The 17,816-nt window shown below is 59.5% G+C and carries 20 protein-coding genes; 12 read left to right on the top strand and 8 right to left on the bottom strand.

The features are described 5' to 3' along the window. The first annotated feature begins 9 nt into the window (after nt 1-9). Both FHT93_RS22665 and FHT93_RS22660 read left to right on the top strand, forming a co-directional pair. Nucleotides 10-750, top strand: a complete 741-nt coding sequence (locus FHT93_RS22665) for a thioredoxin family protein (protein WP_112970795.1) — start codon at nt 10-12, stop codon at nt 748-750. Between the two features lie 273 nt (nt 751-1,023). Further along, on the top strand, nt 1,024-1,425 hold the full coding sequence (locus FHT93_RS22660; RefSeq protein WP_112545652.1) for a DUF2794 domain-containing protein: 402 nt from the start codon (nt 1,024-1,026) through the stop codon (nt 1,423-1,425). A gap of 6 nt (nt 1,426-1,431) precedes the next feature. Here the strand turns inward: FHT93_RS22660 and FHT93_RS22655 are convergent, their stop codons facing one another. From FHT93_RS22655 to FHT93_RS22640, 4 genes are all read right to left on the bottom strand, one after another. Continuing rightward, nucleotides 1,432-1,989 carry a GNAT family N-acetyltransferase gene (locus FHT93_RS22655; protein ID WP_183849556.1) on the bottom strand — a complete coding sequence of 186 codons (558 nt, stop codon included), beginning with the start codon at nt 1,987-1,989 and terminating at the stop codon, nt 1,432-1,434. Between the two features lie 111 nt (nt 1,990-2,100). Further along, nucleotides 2,101-2,829: a Bax inhibitor-1/YccA family protein gene (locus tag FHT93_RS22650; protein ID WP_113013307.1), complete on the bottom strand. Its 729-nt coding sequence runs from the start codon at nt 2,827-2,829 to the stop codon at nt 2,101-2,103. 179 nt (nt 2,830-3,008) lie between these two features. Continuing rightward, the gene (locus FHT93_RS22645; RefSeq protein ID WP_183849555.1) at nt 3,009-5,552 is read right to left on the bottom strand and encodes an ABC transporter permease; all 2,544 of its coding nucleotides are present in this window, start codon (nt 5,550-5,552) and stop codon (nt 3,009-3,011) included. Next, nucleotides 5,549-6,256, bottom strand: a complete 708-nt coding sequence (locus FHT93_RS22640) for an ABC transporter ATP-binding protein (RefSeq protein WP_113013305.1) — start codon at nt 6,254-6,256, stop codon at nt 5,549-5,551. Before FHT93_RS22640 ends, FHT93_RS22645 begins: the two co-directional genes overlap by 4 nt. A 72-nt stretch (nt 6,257-6,328) precedes the next feature. Here FHT93_RS22640 and FHT93_RS22635 point away from each other — a divergent pair, with 72 nt between their 5' ends. Then, a complete protein-coding gene (locus FHT93_RS22635) occupies nt 6,329-6,973 on the top strand; it encodes an arylesterase (RefSeq protein WP_183849553.1) in 645 nt (214 codons plus the stop codon). Between the two features lie 68 nt (nt 6,974-7,041). Beyond that, a complete protein-coding gene (gene thpR, locus FHT93_RS22630) occupies nt 7,042-7,635 on the top strand; it encodes an RNA 2',3'-cyclic phosphodiesterase (RefSeq protein WP_113144909.1) in 594 nt (197 codons plus the stop codon). Here the strand turns inward: thpR and FHT93_RS22625 are convergent. Then, nucleotides 7,542-8,042, bottom strand: a complete 501-nt coding sequence (locus tag FHT93_RS22625; RefSeq protein WP_183849551.1) for a low molecular weight protein-tyrosine-phosphatase — start codon at nt 8,040-8,042, stop codon at nt 7,542-7,544. The genes thpR and FHT93_RS22625 overlap by 94 nt on opposite strands. 34 nt (nt 8,043-8,076) lie before the next feature. On the opposite strand from FHT93_RS22625, the gene FHT93_RS22620 reads away from it, so the two are divergent. Both FHT93_RS22620 and FHT93_RS22615 read left to right on the top strand, forming a co-directional pair. Next, the gene (locus FHT93_RS22620) at nt 8,077-8,382 is read left to right on the top strand and encodes a 4a-hydroxytetrahydrobiopterin dehydratase (protein ID WP_183849549.1); all 306 of its coding nucleotides are present in this window, start codon (nt 8,077-8,079) and stop codon (nt 8,380-8,382) included. Between the two features lie 51 nt (nt 8,383-8,433). After that, nucleotides 8,434-8,826: a YkvA family protein gene (locus FHT93_RS22615; RefSeq protein WP_183849547.1), complete on the top strand. Its 393-nt coding sequence runs from the start codon at nt 8,434-8,436 to the stop codon at nt 8,824-8,826. Between the two features lie 80 nt (nt 8,827-8,906). On the opposite strand, the gene FHT93_RS22610 is transcribed toward FHT93_RS22615, so the two are convergent. Then, nucleotides 8,907-9,467, bottom strand: a complete 561-nt coding sequence (locus tag FHT93_RS22610; RefSeq protein WP_112545643.1) for a sigma-70 family RNA polymerase sigma factor — start codon at nt 9,465-9,467, stop codon at nt 8,907-8,909. 337 nt (nt 9,468-9,804) lie between these two features. Here FHT93_RS22610 and FHT93_RS22605 point away from each other — a divergent pair, with 337 nt between their 5' ends. The 5 genes from FHT93_RS22605 (at nt 9,805) to FHT93_RS22585 (ending at nt 14,655) form a co-directional block, all read left to right on the top strand. Continuing rightward, nucleotides 9,805-10,320 carry an invasion associated locus B family protein gene (locus tag FHT93_RS22605; protein ID WP_029868777.1) on the top strand — a complete coding sequence of 172 codons (516 nt, stop codon included), beginning with the start codon at nt 9,805-9,807 and terminating at the stop codon, nt 10,318-10,320. Nucleotides 10,321-10,579: 259 nt separating this feature from the next. Next, nucleotides 10,580-11,815 (top strand): 23S rRNA (adenine(2503)-C(2))-methyltransferase RlmN, encoded by a 1,236-nt coding sequence (gene rlmN / locus FHT93_RS22600; protein WP_029868778.1) that lies wholly within the window; start codon nt 10,580-10,582, stop codon nt 11,813-11,815. Between the two features lie 94 nt (nt 11,816-11,909). Further along, nucleotides 11,910-12,863, top strand: a complete 954-nt coding sequence (locus tag FHT93_RS22595; protein WP_029868779.1) for an ABC transporter substrate-binding protein — start codon at nt 11,910-11,912, stop codon at nt 12,861-12,863. 122 nt (nt 12,864-12,985) lie between these two features. Beyond that, nucleotides 12,986-13,864 (top strand): ABC transporter permease, encoded by an 879-nt coding sequence (locus FHT93_RS22590; RefSeq protein ID WP_112545640.1) that lies wholly within the window; start codon nt 12,986-12,988, stop codon nt 13,862-13,864. Beyond that, nucleotides 13,861-14,655: an ABC transporter ATP-binding protein gene (locus FHT93_RS22585; RefSeq protein ID WP_112545639.1), complete on the top strand. Its 795-nt coding sequence runs from the start codon at nt 13,861-13,863 to the stop codon at nt 14,653-14,655. Before FHT93_RS22590 ends, FHT93_RS22585 begins: the two co-directional genes overlap by 4 nt. A gap of 47 nt (nt 14,656-14,702) precedes the next feature. Here the strand turns inward: FHT93_RS22585 and FHT93_RS22580 are convergent, their stop codons facing one another. Continuing rightward, nucleotides 14,703-15,344: a LysE family translocator gene (locus FHT93_RS22580; protein ID WP_029868782.1), complete on the bottom strand. Its 642-nt coding sequence runs from the start codon at nt 15,342-15,344 to the stop codon at nt 14,703-14,705. 86 nt (nt 15,345-15,430) lie between these two features. Next, nucleotides 15,431-16,282 carry an SDR family NAD(P)-dependent oxidoreductase gene (locus FHT93_RS22575; protein ID WP_183849545.1) on the bottom strand — a complete coding sequence of 284 codons (852 nt, stop codon included), beginning with the start codon at nt 16,280-16,282 and terminating at the stop codon, nt 15,431-15,433. Between the two features lie 189 nt (nt 16,283-16,471). Between FHT93_RS22575 and FHT93_RS22570 the strand changes: the two genes are divergently transcribed. Continuing rightward, nucleotides 16,472-17,695 carry an argininosuccinate synthase gene (locus FHT93_RS22570; RefSeq protein WP_029868784.1) on the top strand — a complete coding sequence of 408 codons (1,224 nt, stop codon included), beginning with the start codon at nt 16,472-16,474 and terminating at the stop codon, nt 17,693-17,695. The last annotated feature ends 121 nt before the right edge of the window (nt 17,696-17,816 follow it).

Raw genomic sequence — 17,816 nt, 5'->3', positions numbered from 1 at the left:
TGCTGGTGAATGTCCCCGCGTTTTATGATCCCGCTGATCGTCGGGCTTGCTTTTGCAGGTCCTCTCATGGCCGAAGACGGCACGCCGAAAGGCGTCGTCGAACTGTTCACGGCGCAGGGCTGCGCCTCCTGTCCGCCTGCCGATGCTGCATTCCGCAAGCTCGTCAGCCAGGGCAACGTCATCGCGCTCGCCTATCATGTTGACTATTGGAATTATCTCGGCTGGGCCGACACGTTGAGCTCGAAGGAAAATACCGAGCGGCAGTACGGCTATGCCCGTATGATGGGGCGCAGCAACGTCTATACGCCCCAGGCCATCGTCAATGGCCGGGACCATCTCGCAGGTGCCGATCTTGCCGGTATCAACGGCAAGATAAATGGCTACGCCAACGACGGCAAAGGCCTGACCGTTCCTGTCAGTGCCCACATGCGTGGTGACGAAATGGAGATCAAGCTGGGTGCGGGCCAAGGCAAGGCCAATGTCGTGATGGTCTATTTCGACAAGGAAAAAACGATCGACGTCGAGAAGGGCGAAAACAGCGGCCAGAAGATCTCGTACCTCCACAGTGTCACCGACGTGGAGACCGTCGGCATGTGGGATGGCAAGGCCACAACGCTCACTCTGCCGGCGAGCGTCATGGAAAAACCGGATCTCGAGGGATCAGCGATTCTCTTGCAGTCTGTGACTGACAACGGCGATCCGGGAGCGATCCTCGGCGCGACGGTCGTCATGGCAGGAAAAAATATATAAGGATTTCATTCGCTTGCGGATGAAAGTTAGGCGGCCCGGCAAAGCGTATTCGGGGCTGGGGTTAAGGTCGATACGCTCCGCCGGGCCCTTTGGCGCGCTGGCGCCAAACTGGAGCCTATAGTTCTCTTGCAAATGAGGCGCTGTTTTGTCTGAATTGCGGCACCGCCGAGAAAGCCGGTTTCGTCCCCAGTGTGATAGTCGGCGCCCTTGCAATTTGTCGTGGCTCGGGCAAACTGTCACTCTCCTGTCACACGTGGAGGTCTTGGGAGTCTGATGACAGATACGCCGGATTTGCGACACGGCGAAAGCCGCTCCGTCGACAATAGCTCTTCAACCGTCGTTGATCTCAAGGAATACAGACAAAACAAGGACCCGATGCCGGTGACATTTCACCGGCGGGAACTCGACCAGATTCTGTGGATCTACGGCCGCATGGTCGGCGAGGGCGAGTGGAAAGACTACGCGATCGACCATACCAGGGAGAAGGCGGTATTCTCCGTCTTCAAGCGTTCAGGCGAAATGCCGCTCTTCCGCATCGAGAAGAACCCGAAGCTTGCCGCCAAGCAGGGCGCCTATTCGGTGGTAAACTTCAACGGCGTGATTCTGAAGCGCGGCCACGAACTTGGGCCTGTTCTGAAGGTTTTCGACAAGTCGCTGAAGCTCGTCGACAAATAGGCCATATCATCCCTTGAACAGGGTGCCTGGATAGGCCTCGGGATCGGGATGGGTTTCTGTTCCTTCGCCAAGCCTGCGCTGCATCAGCATCGTATCCAGCCAACGGCCGTGCTTGTAGCCGGCACCTTTCATCAGACCGATCTCTTCGAAACCCAGCGACCGGTGAAGCGCGATCGATGCCGCGCTCGCGCCGCCGATGACGGCTGTCATCTGGCGGAAGCCAGAGACGGTGCAGCGTGAAATCAGCTCTCCGAGGAGCAACTTGCCGATGCCCTTTCCGCGCGCCTCCGTGCCGAGATAAATCGAATCCTCGACCAGCCAGCGATAGGCCGGACGGGTGCGGAATGCCGATGTATAGGCATAACCGAGCAGCGTGCCGTCCTCGGCCGTTGCGGCGATATAAGGATAGGACTGCTCCCTGATAGCGCAGTAGCGCGCCGTCATTTCCGCTTCGGTCGGCGGCACGATCTCGTAGCTCGATGTGCCGTTCAGTACGGACTCGCGATAGATTTCGGTAATGGCAGGAAGATCGGAGGCAAGAGCGTCGCGCAGGAGAGGGGGCATTTCGGATCGATCGGCACCGTTGGATGACAGCCCACGTTGAAGCATTCCAGCGAGGTGCCCGCAACAAAAAAGGCGGCCGAAGCCGCCTTTTCGTGTTTCAGTCCAGCCTGCTTACTTGCGGTTGCCCATGAACTGCAGCAGGAACATGAAGAGGTTGATGAAGTCGAGGTAGAGCGTGAGGGCGCCCATGATGGCCTTGCGACCAGCGACGTCATAACCGTCTGCTTCATAATACATTTCCTTGATCCGCTGGGTATCGTAGGCGGTGAGGCCTGCGAAGATAAGCACGCCGATCACGGAGATTGCGAACTGCAGGGCCGACGAAGCCAGGAAGATGTTGACCAGCGAAGCAATGATCAGGCCGAAGAGACCCATGATCAGGAACGAGCCCATCGCCGACAGGTCACGCTTGGTCGTGTAGCCGTAGAGCGACAGCGCACCGAAGGAGGCCGCGGTCACGAAGAAGGTCTGCGTGATGCTCGACTGCGTGTAGATCAGGAAAATCGACGACAGCGAGAGACCGACCAGTGCAGCATAGACCCAGAAGGTTGTCTGAGCCGCAGCCACGCTCATGCGGTTAATGCGGAAGCTCAGGAAGAAGACCGCCGCAAGAGGCGCAAGGATCACGACCCAGCGCAGGGGCGACTGGTACAGGACCTGGCCGAACTGGGTGAGCTGGCCGTCCTGGACGGCGAAGGTGAATGCGAAATAGGCGGCCAAACCAGTGATCGCCAGACCCAGCGCCATCAGGTTGTAGACCTTGAGCATATAAGCGCGGAGGCCTTGATCAATCACTTCGCCGGTTTGTGCACGGCTTTGGTAGTTACGAAGATCAGCCATAGTTTCCTCTTACAAGCTCCGATGGAAATACGGTGTCGGGTTTACGACCCGGGCGCCGCTGCGGAGCTTCCAGCATGCCTGCTGACAATATGAGGCTTTCGCCCTTTTCAAACAAGGCCTTTGCAATCTGCCGTTCGGTTAAATCGCCGTAAGGTGAAGGGATTTAGGCCCCTTGCCCGTCACAACTCGCGCAAAACGGGTGCTGCCTTCTGTCCAAGGATGCGCCAGGTGCCGATCAGGCCGATGCCGACGGTCAATACAAGGGCGGTGACAAGCGTGAGACCCGCGACATCAGGCATGAAGCTGGAGGGCAGGCGCATGATGCGACTGACGATGAACCAGGCAGCAACACCGCCGGCAAAGAGCGCGAAAATCGCAGTGGCCACACCGAGGATGAGATATTCGTAGCTGAAGGCACGGATCAGCATGGCCCTCGTCGCGCCAAGCGTTTTCAGCACCACAGCATCATGAGTGCGCGCTCGATTTCCGGCGGCAAGTGCGCCGGCCAGCACGAGAACGGAGGCGATGAGTGCAACGGATGCTGCCGCGCGGATGGCGGTCGCAAGCTCGCCGACCAACTGGTTGACGATATCGATCGCGTCCTTGACACGCACGCTGGTGATGGTCGGATAGGCATTGGTCACGGATTTCAGGATCGCGGCGTCCTCCGCCTCGGTCGAGGCAGGGTCGGTCAGTGTCGCCAGCCACGCATGCGGGGCACCACGGAAGGTGTTCGGCGAGAAGACCATCACGAAGTTGATCGACAGCGATTCCCACTCGACCCGCCGCAGATTGGCGATCTTGGCCGTGATGTTGCGGCCGAGGACGTTGACAGTCACGGTATCGCCGATCTTCAGGCCGAGTTCATGCGCCTCTTCCGCGGAAAAGGAAACGAGCGGCTCGCCACTGTAATCCTTTGGCCACCATTGACCTTCGACAAGTGTCGAATTTTCCGGCGGGCTTTCCTCGTAGGTGATGCCGCGGTCGCCGTTGAGCACCCAGCGGCCGGCCGCAGGAACATTCATCTTGGTCACGTCCTGGCCGTTAAAGGCGATGATGCGGCCGCGCAGCATCGGCACTTCCACCAGTTTGCCATTTGGTGACCGGGTGTGGATCAGGTCGCGAAAGGTATCGAGTTCGGCACCCTGGATATCAACGAAGAAGAAATTCGGCGCGCCTTCATTCATACGGCCGGTCAATTGCTGGCGCAGATTGCCGTCGATCAGCGTCAGCGTCACGAGCAGCGCAAGGCCGAGACCGAGCGAGAGAACGACGGAGGGCGTCAGTGCTCCGGGGCGATGGATGTTGCCGATCGCCAGCCGCAGCGCCGGCGAGTTGACGCGCGGGCTTCTACGCGCCACCCAGGCGATCAAAGCCGCGACCAGCCGCAGGATGACGAAGGCGAAAATGATGGCGCCGACAAAAACCACAGCGATGAAGCGATCATAGGCGGTAAAGATGGCGAGGCCTGCGAGTGCTGCCATGAAGAGCACGGCCAGTAGCACATAGGGCCAGGAGGGCAAGCGGCGTGCCTCGAACCCCTGTTCGCGGAAGAGTGCGGTTGCCGGCACCTCGCGTGCATGGCCGAGCGGCAGGATGGCAAAGGCAAGCGTCGTGAGCATGCCGAAGAGGGCCGCAAGAAGCAGAGCGCCGGGATAGAGCGTCGGATCGGTGGAAACCGGCAGGAACTGGGCAAGGAACTGCGCAGCCAGCATTGGTGACAATGCGCCGAACACGAGACCGATCAGGATGCCGGCTGCCGCGATAATGCCGATCTGGAAGAGATAGATCCAGACCACGACGGCGGCGGGCGCGCCCAGGCATTTGAAGGTGGCGATCGTCGTCCGTTTGGCATCGAGGAAGGCGCGAACCGCGTTGGCGACGCCGACACCGCCGACGATCAATGCGGTGAGGCCGACCAGCGTGAGGAACTGCGAAAAGCGGGTGATGTTTTCCGTCAGCGACGGGGCGGCGCGATCGCTGGTCCGGATCGACCAGCCGGCTGACGGGAATTCCCTGGTGGCGCGCGCCTGGATGCCGCTCATCGTGCTGCGGTCTTCCAGCTTGATCTTGTAGACATGTTCCACAAGGCTGCCCGTCTGGATCAGGCCGGACGCCTGCAGTGCGTTTCGGCTGATGAGCATGCGAGGGGCGAAGCCGAAACCTTCCGAGAGCGCATCGGGCTCGGTCTTGACCGTGCCTGTGATGCTGAGCTTGACGTTGCCGAGCAGCAGTTCGTCGCCGATCTGCAATCCCAACCGCTCCAGCAACAGCGGTGCAACGACCGCGCCGTATGTGCCGCCTTCTCCTGACAGCAGCGAGGAGAGCGGATAATTCGGCTGCGCTTCAAAAGTGCCGTAGAGCGGATAGGCGCCGTCGACGGCCTTCACCTCGACCAGCGCCTGATCCGAACCATCGGGCTTGCGGGCCATTGAACGTAGACCGGTGGAAACGGAGACCTCGCCGAGGCCGCGGAGGAAATTCATTTCCTCTGGCGTGGCTTCGCGGTTGTTGAGCTCGAAGCGGACATCACCTGCCAGAAGCTCCTGCCCCTGCGAGGCTATCGTATCGGTGATCGATTGCGAGACCGAGTTGACGGCAGCGATTGCGGCGGTGCCGAGTGCGATGCAGGCGAGGAAGATGTAGAAACCCTTCAGGCCGCCGCGCAGCTCGCGTAGGGCCAGACGGAAGGCGAGCGAGATATGCGGCGTGATGATCGTCATGCAATCGCCGCCTCGGACTGGCGGACGGCGCTGTCGCCTTCGATGCGTCCGGAGCGGACGCGGATCTGGCGTGAGCAGCGATTGGCGAGACCAATATCGTGGGTGACGAGCAGCAAGGTCATGCCGCGTTCGGCCTGTTTGGAAAACAGGAGATCAGCGATCTGCCGTCCGGTATCGGTATCGAGATTGCCGGTTGGTTCGTCGGCGATCAGCAGGGCAGGTGACGGCGCGAGCGCGCGGGCGATTGCAACGCGCTGCTGTTCCCCTCCGGAGAGCTGACCCGGATAATGGTTCAGACGTTCGGCGAGCCCGACGGATGCCAACTCACGGCGAGCGATCTCGAAGGGATTGGGTACATTGGCGAGCTCGAGGGGGACGGCGACATTTTCCAGCGCCGTCATATTGGCGATCAGATGGAAGGACTGGAAGACGATGCCGATGTTGCGGCCGCGGAAATCGGCGACCTGATCCTCGCTCAGCGCGTGCAGGGGCGTATCGTTGATATTGATTTCGCCGCTGTCGAGTTTCTCAAGGCCTGCAAGCACCATCAACAGGGTGGACTTGCCGGAGCCCGAGGGGCCGACGATACCGACGGATTCGCCGGCGCTGATCTCCAGATCGATGCCTTTCAGCACATGCACGGAGGCAGCAGCATTACCGAGCGTCAAATCGGCGTGTTTCAGATCGATGATGGTTTTGGCCAACAGAAATCGCCCTATATAGTTCCGTAACCGAATGGCCGCATAACGGCACCTAGCCAATCTAGGGAAAGCATTATGAGATTTAAAGTTGCCGCCCTTCACTTCACTGTCATCATCTTCTCCCTGATTTTCTCGACGGTTGCGCAAGCACGCACGATCAATCTGGTCGGTTTCGGCGACAGCCTGATGGCGGGCTACCAGCTGCCGCCGGGCGACGGCTTTCCTGAAAAGCTGCAGGCGGCTCTGAAGGCCAAGGGGATCGACGTTTCGATCACCAATGCCGGCGTCTCGGGCGACACAACCACGGGCGGGCTTGCGCGAATCGATTGGTCCGTTCCTGACGGAACCGATGGGGTGATTCTCGAACTCGGGGCCAATGATGCGCTTCGCGGCATCCCTCCGGATCAGAGTGAAAAGAATCTCGACCAGATGATAAGCCGGTTAAAAGAGCGCGGCATTGCGGTATTGCTTGCCGGCATGATGGCACCGCCGAACATGGGTGCGGACTATGCCGAACGCTTCAACCCAATTTATCAGAAACTTGCGGAAAAACACGGGGTTGAACTCTACCCATTTTTTCTCGACGGCGTGGTCCTGGATGCTGGCCTGAAACTCGACGATGGCATGCATCCCAACGCCAAGGGAGTGGACGTGATGGTGGAAAAGATGGAACCAGCTGTCACGAAATTCGTTGGAACGATTTCTTCTGTGAAGAAATAGGGGCTTGCACAGGTTTGTAATGCGTGATTCCGTGTGAGCACCTGCAAAAGATTCGGGGAGTGCTCGTTATGCCGAGACTATTTACCGCCCTCGAAATTCCGCGCAATGCGGCGATGAGCCTGTCATTGTTGCGCGGTGGTCTTCCCGGAGCTCGATGGATCGATGTGGAGAATTACCACATCACACTTCGTTTCATCGGCGATGTCGACGGACGCACGGCAGACGAAATCGTCGAGCGCCTCGATCGTATCGACCGGCCGGAATTCCAGCTCCGGCTCGACGGCATCGGCTCCTTCGGCTCCAAAAAACCCCACTCGATCTGGGCGGGAGTTTCTCCTTCGCCGGAAATGTACGCCCTGCAGGGCGAGATCGAGCGGATTTGCCAGCGAATCGGCCTGCCGCCGGACCCGCGCAAGTTCACGCCGCATGTCACCCTTGCCAGGCTGAAATATTCCCGTGTCGATGATGTCGTCCAATACCTCGCCGGCCGCGGCAACTTCCAGACCTCGACCTTCACCGTGCCGCGCTTCGTGCTTCTGTCGTCTCGCGAATCGGTTGGCGGCGGACCCTACCTCACCGAGGAGGTGTTCCCACTCCACGAACCGCTGATGGCGCCGAGCCTCTCGACCAGCGTGCTGCAGCCATTGAAGAGCCTAGCGTAAACGAACTCGAAGTCTTCCCGGTCGCCATAATAGGGATCGGGAATATCTTCCCCGGTGTCGAGCGCGAAATCGCCGAAAAGGTGGATATTTTCCCGGTCGGGGGAACGCCGGCGCAGTTCAGAGACATTCGACCGGTCCATGGCGAGGATCAGATCGAAACCGTCAAAATCCTCGAGCAATATCTTGCGGGCGCGTTGCCCGGAAATGTCGATGCCATGTGCGCTTGCGGTGGCGATCGAGCGTCGGTCGGGAAGTTCTCCCTGATGCCAGCCGCCGAGGCCGGCGGAATCAATGCGGAACGCATCGCCAAGGCCTGCCTCATCCGCGATATGGCTGAATATTCCCTCGGCAAGCGGAGAGCGGCAGATATTGCCCATGCAAACAAAGAGGATGCTGATACGTTTCATCTGAGAACCTGGCGAAGGATGGAAGGAGCATGGCATGAAAAGGGAAAAGCTGGAAAGTCCGGTGATCAGCCAATTGCTTGGCGAGCTCAAGGGCTGGACGCTCGATGATGCGGCGGGCTCGATTTCGAAGACGTTCAAGTTCGGCAGCTTCGTCGAAGCTTTCGGCTTCATGGCCGAATCGGCACTTGCTGCGGAAAAACTCAACCATCATCCGGAATGGTTCAACGTCTATTCCCGAGTCGAGGTCAGGCTCAACACGCATGATGCCGGCGGTCTGACTGAGCTGGATTTCAAGCTTGCAAAGGCCATGGACAAGGCTGCAGCGCCGAGAGCTGATTGAAACGGTTTCGGTCGTCACCATATGTTCGGAGCGACCACAAGGGATATCGGGATGGACGAGGTCAAATACGGAGAAATCCTGTTGCCGGGCGACGAGGATACGCAGAACCGTCGTGAAAAGACGGTGCGGCAGAAATTCTGGCCGACCTTTCGCCGTGCCGTACGTCAAATTCCATTCTCACGCGATGTGGTCGCCGGTTTCTATTGCGCGCTTGATCCGCAGACGCCAACCAGGGTGCGCGGCATTCTCCTGGCAGCGCTTGCCTATTTCGTCATGCCGGTCGATATCATCCCCGATATCTTCGCAGTAATCGGCTTTTCGGATGATGTCGCCGTCCTGTCGGCGGCCTTTGCCATGGTGAGGGGCAATATCCGGCCAAGCCATTACGAGGCGGCCGATCGCGTTCTCGCCGACCGTTCCGAAGACGGGATGAAGACGATCTAAAACGCGTCGCGGTTTTTCAGACCCGCCAGCTACGCCGGGTCTTTGTTTTGACGCCTGTCGTTATCGCAAACCGCCGCACTTCAGACCTCTTCCCGCTCCAGCAGGTTTCTCAGCTTGCCGAAGGCGAGCCTGATGCGCGATTTTACCGTGCCGAGTGGCAGGCCGGTCGCGTCAGCGATTTGCGAATGCGACTGGCCAAGAAAGAAGGCAGCCTGGAGAAGTGCCCGCTGCTCCTCGGGCAATTGACTGACGGCGTCGCGCACCTGCGCATCGCGATCGTCATTGGCGACAATTTCGTCGGCGCGCATCTCCTCGGGCGGCTGCAGCGTCGGATCCTCGCCATCGAGAACACGAACCCGGGCGCGGCGCTGCTGATCGATGCGGCGGTTCCGCGCGATGCGGAAAAGCCAGGTGGAAAGCGAGGAGCGGCTGGGATCGTAGAGAGCGGCCTTGTGCCAGAGAACGATCATGATCTCCTGAACCAGTTCCTCGGCCTCGCCTGATGTCATCTTCTGGCGCATCAGCCATGATTTCAGGCGCGGTGCGAAATAGTCGAACAGAACGGAGAATGCGGACTCGTCGCGCTGATCGGCAACGGCCTTTGCGAGGGCAGCGAAACGCTGTCTTTCCTCGGCATCCATATCCCCTCACGCACTCCCTAAGACACAGATTTCGTCCTGAATTTCCACACCTTAATGAGGTACAACGGATTTGAGAAAGGTCAAACTCTTGCCTGAATCTTTGTGTCTTAAATTCACCCGAACCGATGGCTCAGCCCATCACGACAGAGCGTGACACAGGCGCCGCTGTCGGGTTCAGACGTTAACGGTCGGGCGAAAATGAAACAGGCAGATACAATTCGCAGCCATTGTTGACCATTTGGTAACCTGAATTAAGTCAAAATAAAGCAGATCGTGATTATGCGCCGCCCGCAATGATCGCTTCGGGCCTTGAACCGCAAGAACCGGCAGGAATTCCATGTTCGTAAAAAGTATCGTATCCGCTTTCGCCCTCACAGTTGCTATGACCGGAGTGGCGGCAGCGCAGCAGGCGGCAGCAGCACCGACCCGCATCCAGCAGTTCCAGGCATGGGGCGCCTATTCCTACAAGTCAGGTGCATCCACCGTCTGCTACGTGCTTTCGGTACCGACTGCAAAGCAGCCGGCAAGCGTCGACCACGGCGACAATTTCTTCATCGTGTCGCAGCGCCCGGGCCAGAACATCTCCTATGAGCCGCAGGCTATGATGGGCTATTCGCTGCAGGAAAACTCCAAGGTGAATGTTGTCATCGACAACAAGACCTTCGTGATGTTCACCAAGGACAAGGCTGCGTGGGTCGAGAACGCCGCGCAGGAGCCGGCGCTCGTTGCAGCCATGAAGACGGGCCATTCGATGACCGTCAACGCTGTCTCGCGCAAGGGCACCGGCACGTCCTACAGCTATTCGCTCTCTGGTATTTCGGCTGCACTGAAGCAGATCGAAAGCTGCAAGTAAGTTCGATTGCTTGAGGCAATGTTTCGAAGGCCGGCCTTGCGCCGGCCTTCGTCGTTTCCATCTATAGGGACGCTTCCATCTCTCGTGACGCGGTCTAGTGACGTGGAGGCAAAATGATGCTAAAGCCGCGCGCAACTGCGGAAGGATGGCGAATTCATCGCCGCTCCGCCCATTCATTTCTGCAATCATGCGTCAACGGCCCCGCAAGTCTTCCGGCTTTCCGGGATGGTTGCCATGTTGAGTTCGGGATTAGAAGATTATGTCCGTTATGGATGCGATGACCGTTGCCAAGCCCGCCGGGCGGGCGCCTCTCGGTACTGAGCTTTCGCCAAAACCCTCGCTGATCGGATTGACGCGCGAGGAAATGGGTGCGGCGCTGCGCGAAAAAGGTGTGCCGGACAAGCAGATCAAGATGCGAGTGTCGCAGCTCTGGAACTGGATCTATGTGCGCGGCGTCTCCGATTTCGATCACATGACGAATGTCGCCAAGGACATGCGCGAGATGCTGAAGCAGCATTTCACCATCGCCCGGCCCGAAATCGTCGAAGAGCAGATTTCCAATGACGGCACGCGCAAGTGGCTGTTGCGTTTTCCGCCGCGGGGTGCCGGTCGTCCGGTCGAGATCGAGGCTGTCTACATCCCCGAGGAAGGGCGCGGCACGCTCTGCATTTCCAGCCAGGTCGGCTGCACGCTCACCTGTTCCTTCTGTCACACCGGCACGCAGCGGCTGGTGCGCAACCTGACGGCGGAGGAAATCCTCTCCCAGCTTCTGCTCGCCCGCGACCGGCTCGGCGATTTCCCCGATCGTGACGTTCCTGTCGGCGCCATGGTGCCGTCGGAAGGCCGCAAGGTCAGCAATATCGTGATGATGGGCATGGGCGAGCCGCTCTATAATTTCGATGCCGTCAAGCAGGCGCTGCTGATCGCGACGGATGGTGATGGTCTCTCACTGTCCAAGCGCCGTGTAACGCTTTCCACGTCTGGTGTCGTACCCGAGATCCTGCGCACCGGCGAAGAAATCGGTGTGATGCTGGCGATCTCGCTGCATGCGGTGCGTGACGACCTGCGCGACATTCTCGTGCCGATCAACAAGAAGTATCCGCTGAAGGAACTGATCGAAGCCTGCAGGAACTATCCCGGTCTTTCGAATGCGCGGCGCATTACGTTCGAATATGTGATGCTGAAGGACGTCAATGACAGCCTGGAAGACGCCAAGGGGCTGATCCAGCTCCTGAAGGGCGTGCCGGCGAAGATCAACCTCATTCCCTTCAACCCCTGGCCGGGCACGAACTATCAGTGTTCCGACTGGGCGCAGATCGAGAAGTTTGCAGATTTCATCAATTCGGCGGGTTACGCTTCGCCGATCCGCACGCCGCGCGGCCGCGATATTCTCGCTGCCTGCGGTCAGCTGAAGTCGGAATCCGAACGCATGCGCAAGACCGAGCGTCTTGCCTTCGAAGCCATGATGATCGCCAACCACGGCGCAGACGACTGATCAGCAAGTTTGATCGTCGCAACAAATCTCCGCGATTGATTAACGGGGGCGCTTTTTCTAAAAGTGCCCCCAAAATCACTCTGGAGGACACCCCATGCGTTCAATTCTTCTGGCCTGTGCTGCAACTTTGGCCCTTACACTGCCGGTCAAGGCCGCTGACGTCACGGTTGCCGTCACCGCAATCGTCGAACATCCGGCGCTCGATGCCGCGCGTAAAGGCGTGCTCGATGCGCTGACTGCTGCCGGCTATAAGGAAGGCGAAAACCTCAAGTTCGTCTTCGAATCCGCGCAGGGCAATCCGGCAACGGCAGCCCAGATCGCCCGCCAGTTTGCCGGTGACGAACCCAACGTCATCGTGCCGATCTCCACGCCGTCGGCCCAGGCCGTCGTTTCCTCGACGCGCGATATCCCTGTCGTCTTCACGGCCGTTTCCGACCCGCTCGGCGCGCAGCTCGTCAAGAACATGGACAAGCCGGGCGGCAACGTGACGGGCCTTTCCGATATGTCGCCGGTCGGCGAACACATCGCGCTCATCAAGGAAATCCTGCCTAATGTGAAGACAATCGGCTACCTCTACAATTCCGGCGAGGCCAACTCGGTCTCGCTTCTGGCGGCACTGAAGGCTGAAGCCGAGAAGGCCGGCATCACCGTTGTTGAATCGGCCGCGACGAAGTCCGCCGAAGTGCAGGGCGCTGCCCGCGCGCTCGTCGGCCGCGCCGATGCGATCTACATCCCAACCGACAACACGATCATCTCGGCGCTGGAAGGTGCGGTTGCCGTTGCAGAAGAAAGCAAGCTGCCGCTCTTCACCGCCGATACGGATTCCGTTTCTCGCGGCTCGATCGCAGCGCTTGGCTTCAATTACTATGATGTCGGCAAGCAGACCGGCGAGATCGTCGTTCGCGTGCTGAAGGGTGAAAATCCCGGTGATATCGCGGTGAAGACCGCGGCCGGCAGCGATCTCGTCATCAACAAGGCAGCTGCGGCCAAAATGGGTGTCACCCTGCCGGAAAGCGTTGTCTCGCGCGCCAACAAAGTCATCGAATAATCGACTGTCGTTCCAAGGTCTTAGCTACGATCAGCCGCTCCCGTTTGCACGGGGGCGGCTGAATATATTAAAAGGCTCCCGTTTCGCGACGGGCGGAACGGAAACAAAAGGGGCTGAAAGCCTTGAGCCAAATTGCATTCTGGGGGGCCGTCGAGCTCGGTCTGGTTTATTCCTTCGTCGCGCTCGGCGTCTATCTTGCGTTCCGCGTTCTCGATTTTCCGGATCTGACGGTGGACGGTTCGTTCCCGCTCGGTGCAGCCGTGACTGCGGTGCTGATCATCGCCGGCGTCAATGCGTGGCTCGCAGCACTGATCGCGATGGCAGCGGGGGCCGGAGCCGGAATGGTGACGGCGCTCCTCAACGTGCGCTTCAAGATCCTCAACCTGCTCGCCTCGATCCTGACGATGATCGCGCTCTTCTCGGTGAATCTACGCGTCATGGGCAAGCCGAATGTCGCGCTCATCAATGCCGATACGATGATCAGTCCCTTCTTCGGGCATGGGCTCAGGGATTTCTACGTTCGGCCGCTCTTCGTCGGCACTCTCGTCGTTATCGCCGTCATCGTCGTCTGGCGCTTCCTTGAAAGCGATGCCGGGCTTGCGATGCGTGCCACGGGCGCCAATGCCCGCATGGCCCGTGCCCAGGGTGTTGATACCAGCCGGCAGATCTATCTGGGCATGGCGATTTCCAATGCGCTGGTGGCGCTTGGCGGCGCGCTCTTTGCGCAGACCAACGGGTTTGCGGACGTCACCTCGGGTGTCGGCACCATCGTCGTCGGCCTTGCTGCAGTCATTATCGGCGAGACGCTGCTTGGGCGGCGGGGGCTGCTGATTGCGCTTATCGGATGTGTGTTCGGCTCGATCATATACCGCATCGCCATCCAGCTTGCGCTGTCGAGCGACGTTATCGGCCTGCAGGCCTCCGACCTCAATTTCGTGACGGCGGTTCTCGTGACTGTCGCGCTCATTCTTCCCCGCCTTCGCGGAGGTGCCGCATCATGATCAGCGTCAAGGACATCAAGGTTGTTTTCGGGCGTGGCACGCCGCTGCAGAAACAGGCGTTGAACGGCGTCAGCCTGACAATCGAGGAAGGCTCTTTCGTCACCGTCATCGGCTCCAATGGCGCCGGCAAATCGACGCTGCTCGGCGTGCTCGCCGGTGATGTCATGCCGAGTGAAGGCTCGGTTCTGATCGGCAAGACCGACGTGACGCGCAAGTCTACATCGGCCCGCGCCGGTCTGGTGGCGCGCGTTTTCCAGGATCCATTGACCGGAAGCTGCGGTGCGCTGTCGATCGAGGAGAACCTCGCTCTGGCCGCCCGGCGCGGTGAAAAGCGCGGGCTTGGCGCAGCTCTCGGTGGAAGCCGCCGCGACTACTTCAAGGAGCGGATCGCCGAGCTTAATCTCGGGCTGGAAAACCGGCTGAGAGACCGTATGGACCTGCTGTCCGGCGGTCAGCGGCAGGCCGTTTCGCTCGTCATGGCGACGCTTGCCGGCTCCGAAGTGCTGTTGCTCGACGAGCATACGGCAGCGCTCGATCCCGGTATGGCCGAGTTCGTCATGAACCTGACGCAGAAGATCGTTTCCGAACGCAAGCTGACGACCATGATGGTGACGCATTCCATGCGTCAGGCGCTGGACTACGGCCACCGCACGATCATGCTGCATGGCGGCGAGATCGTGCTCGACGTGGCTGGCGACAACAGGAAGAACCTGCAGGTCGAAGATCTGATCGCCATGTTCCGCAAGATGCGTGGCCAGACGCTCGACGACGATGCGCTGCTGATCGGTTAGGCCGACAGCGTGCTGATCGGCTAAGCTGACAGCGTGCTGATCATTGATCAGCGCGCCTGTGTGAGCAGGATCTTGGCGGCGAAGACCGAGAAGACGCCAGCGAAGGTATAATCCATGCCGCGCAGCACCTTCCTGTTGCTCTGCAGCCAGCTCGACAGCCAGTCGGCAGCCATGACGACAGCCGCGTTGACCGGCATTCCGACCAGGATGAAGCAGAAGCCGAGGAAGAGCAGCTTGTGCGTCACGGCGGGATCACTCGCATCGACGAACTGCGGCAGGAAGGTCATGAAGAAGATGATGACCTTCGGGTTCAGCAGGTTGACCCAGAAGCCCGAGGAAATGTTCGAAAGGATCGTGCCCCTTGGGCCTTCAACCTTAGCGACGGTCAGCTTCGAGCCGTAGCGGATTGCCTGCACTGCCAGCCAGAAGAGATAGGCGGCGCCGCCGGTCTTCAGGATCAGGAAAGCGGTCGGAGAAGCGGTGATCAAAGCCGATATGCCGAAGGCGACCAGCATCGTGTGCACGACGATGCCGAGGCTGGTGCCAAGAACAACGAAAAGGGCTGCCTTCTTGCCCTGTGCCAGCGCACGGCTGATCGACAAGGTCATGTCAGGGCCGGGGGTTGCCGCCAGCAACAAAGTGGCGGCGGCGAAGGCAATAAGCGTCGGAAAGCTTGGCAGGAACTCCATGGTATACTCTGAAAGCCGGAGAAAGATCCGGCGATCTCTTACGCGGCTTTCAGAAATTTACCAATCAAACCTTGTGATGGCACCGATTACTTCTGTTCGAGATAGGCCTTGAATTTGTCAGCGTAATCCTTGTGCCAGCGTGACAGCGGCGGGCGGTTCTCGATGATATCGCCCATCGCCCAGGCCATGCGCCGTTCATCGACAGGACGGGCTACGTCGTTGTCGGGGCATAGGATGTAGAAATCGCCGCGCTCCAGGCTTTCGACCATGAAATCGACCGTCTGCTCCGGTGTCCAAGCACCAGCAGGCTTTTCCTGGCGATCGCCTTTGGTGAGGCCGGTAAAGACGAAGCCCGGGATCAGCAGATGCGCGGAAATGCCCGCACCTTCGATATTGCGTAGCTCATGCTCGAGCGCTTCAGTGAAAACCTTCACACCGGCCTTGGAAACATTGTAGGCGGGGTTTCCAGGCGGCGTGGTGATGCCTTGCTTGGAGCCGGTGTTGATGATCAGGCCGGGTTCGTTATGGGCTATCATGCCCGGGCCGAATGCCCTGACGCCGTTGACGACGCCGAGAAGATTGACCGCAAGAATATTGTCCCAGCCGGCCTGCGGACTGAAGATCGAGGTTTCCGGGCCGATGCCGGCATTGTTCATCAACACATGCACGCGGCCGAAGCGTTGGATGACAGCGCGTTCGAGGGCTTCGATCTGCTCCTTCTGCGATACGTCGGTCTCGACAGCCATCACATGCTCCTGGCCCGCGATCGCCTCCAGTTCGGCGCGGGCGCTGGCGAGCCTGTCGCCACCGAGATCGGCGATCACGACGCTCATGCCGGCCCTGGCGAAGCATTTTGCGGCGGCAAGGCCGATGCCGGATGCGCCGCCGGTGATGACGGCAACATTGGATTGTTTGAAAATGTCTTGAATATTCGTCACGGGACTGGCCTCTCCTCGGAGCATTGTTCGGACGGTGCCGAATATGGGCTCTGCTTTTGCGCTGTCAAACCTTATCGGGGTACCGCTGGCGCCTCGTTGCCCTTGCGTCACGCGCCAATCTCGCTAAAAGTGCCGCGATACCGGGCTTTGCGGGTGTGCCGCGGCCTTCATGCAACGGACCTCATCATCATGGCATCATACAAAGACGTGAAGAAAGTCGTGCTCGCCTATTCGGGCGGTCTCGATACCTCGATCATCCTGAAGTGGCTGCAGACCGAACTCGGCGCTGAAGTCGTGACCTTCACCGCCGACCTCGGCCAGGGCGAAGAGCTGGAGCCGGCGCGCAAGAAGGCCGAGATGCTCGGCATCAAGGAGATCTATATCGAGGACGTGCGCGAAGAATTCGTGCGCGATTTTGTCTTCCCGATGTTCCGCGCCAATGCCGTCTATGAAGGTGTCTACCTGCTCGGCACGTCGATTGCCCGCCCGCTGATCTCCAAACACCTCATCGATATCGCCCGCAAGACCGGCGCCGACGCGATCGCACATGGCGCGACCGGCAAGGGCAACGACCAGGTTCGCTTCGAGCTTTCTGCCTATGCGCTGAATCCCGACATCAAGATCATCGCGCCGTGGCGCGACTGGTCCTTCAAGAGCCGTACCGATCTGCTCGAATTCGCCGAAAAGCACCAGATTCCGGTCGCCAAGGACAAGAAGGGTGAGGCTCCCTTCTCGGTCGATGCCAATCTGCTGCACTCCTCTTCCGAGGGCAAGGTTCTGGAAGATCCGGCGCAGGAAGCGCCTGAATATGTACATATGCGCACCATCTCGCCGGAGGCAGCCCCCGACAAGGCGACGACCATCAAGGTTGGCTTCCGCAAGGGTGATGCTGTCTCGATCAACGGTGTCGAGATGTCTCCGGCAACATTGCTCGCGACCCTCAACAATTATGGCCGCGACAACGGTATCGGTCGCCTCGATCTCGTCGAGAACCGCTTCGTCGGTATGAAGTCGCGCGGTGTCTACGAGACCCCCGGCGGCACGATCCTGCTGGCAGCGCATCGCGCGATCGAGTCGATCACGCTCGATCGTGGAGCGGCACACCTCAAGGACGAGCTGATGCCGCGTTATGCCGAGCTCATCTATTACGGCTTCTGGTTCTCGCCTGAGCGCGAAATGCTGCAGGCCCTCATCGACAAGAGCCAGGAGCATGTCGAAGGCGAAGTGACGCTGAAGCTCTATAAGGGCAATGTCATGGTCACCGGCCGTGAGAGCGAAAAGTCGCTCTATTCCGACAAGCTCGTCACCTTCGAAGACGATCAGGGCGCCTACGACCAGAAGGATGCCGCCGGCTTCATCAAGCTCAATGCGCTGCGCCTTCGCACGCTCGGCAAGCGTAATCTGCAGAAGTAACGCTCGTCGGACCGATCCGAAAGAGCCCGCCGGCCCCGCCGCGCGGGCTTTTTTCTTTCCCGGCCGATACAACGTCCACCAGTGTCTTGACGGGACGAGGTCATGGCATAAGCTGCACCGG

This window comes from Rhizobium sp. BK379 (assembly GCF_014193955.1).
Lineage (GTDB): Bacteria > Pseudomonadota > Alphaproteobacteria > Rhizobiales > Rhizobiaceae > Rhizobium.
Note: the sequence above shows the minus strand (reverse complement) of the source record. Positions and strands in the feature narration are given on the sequence as shown.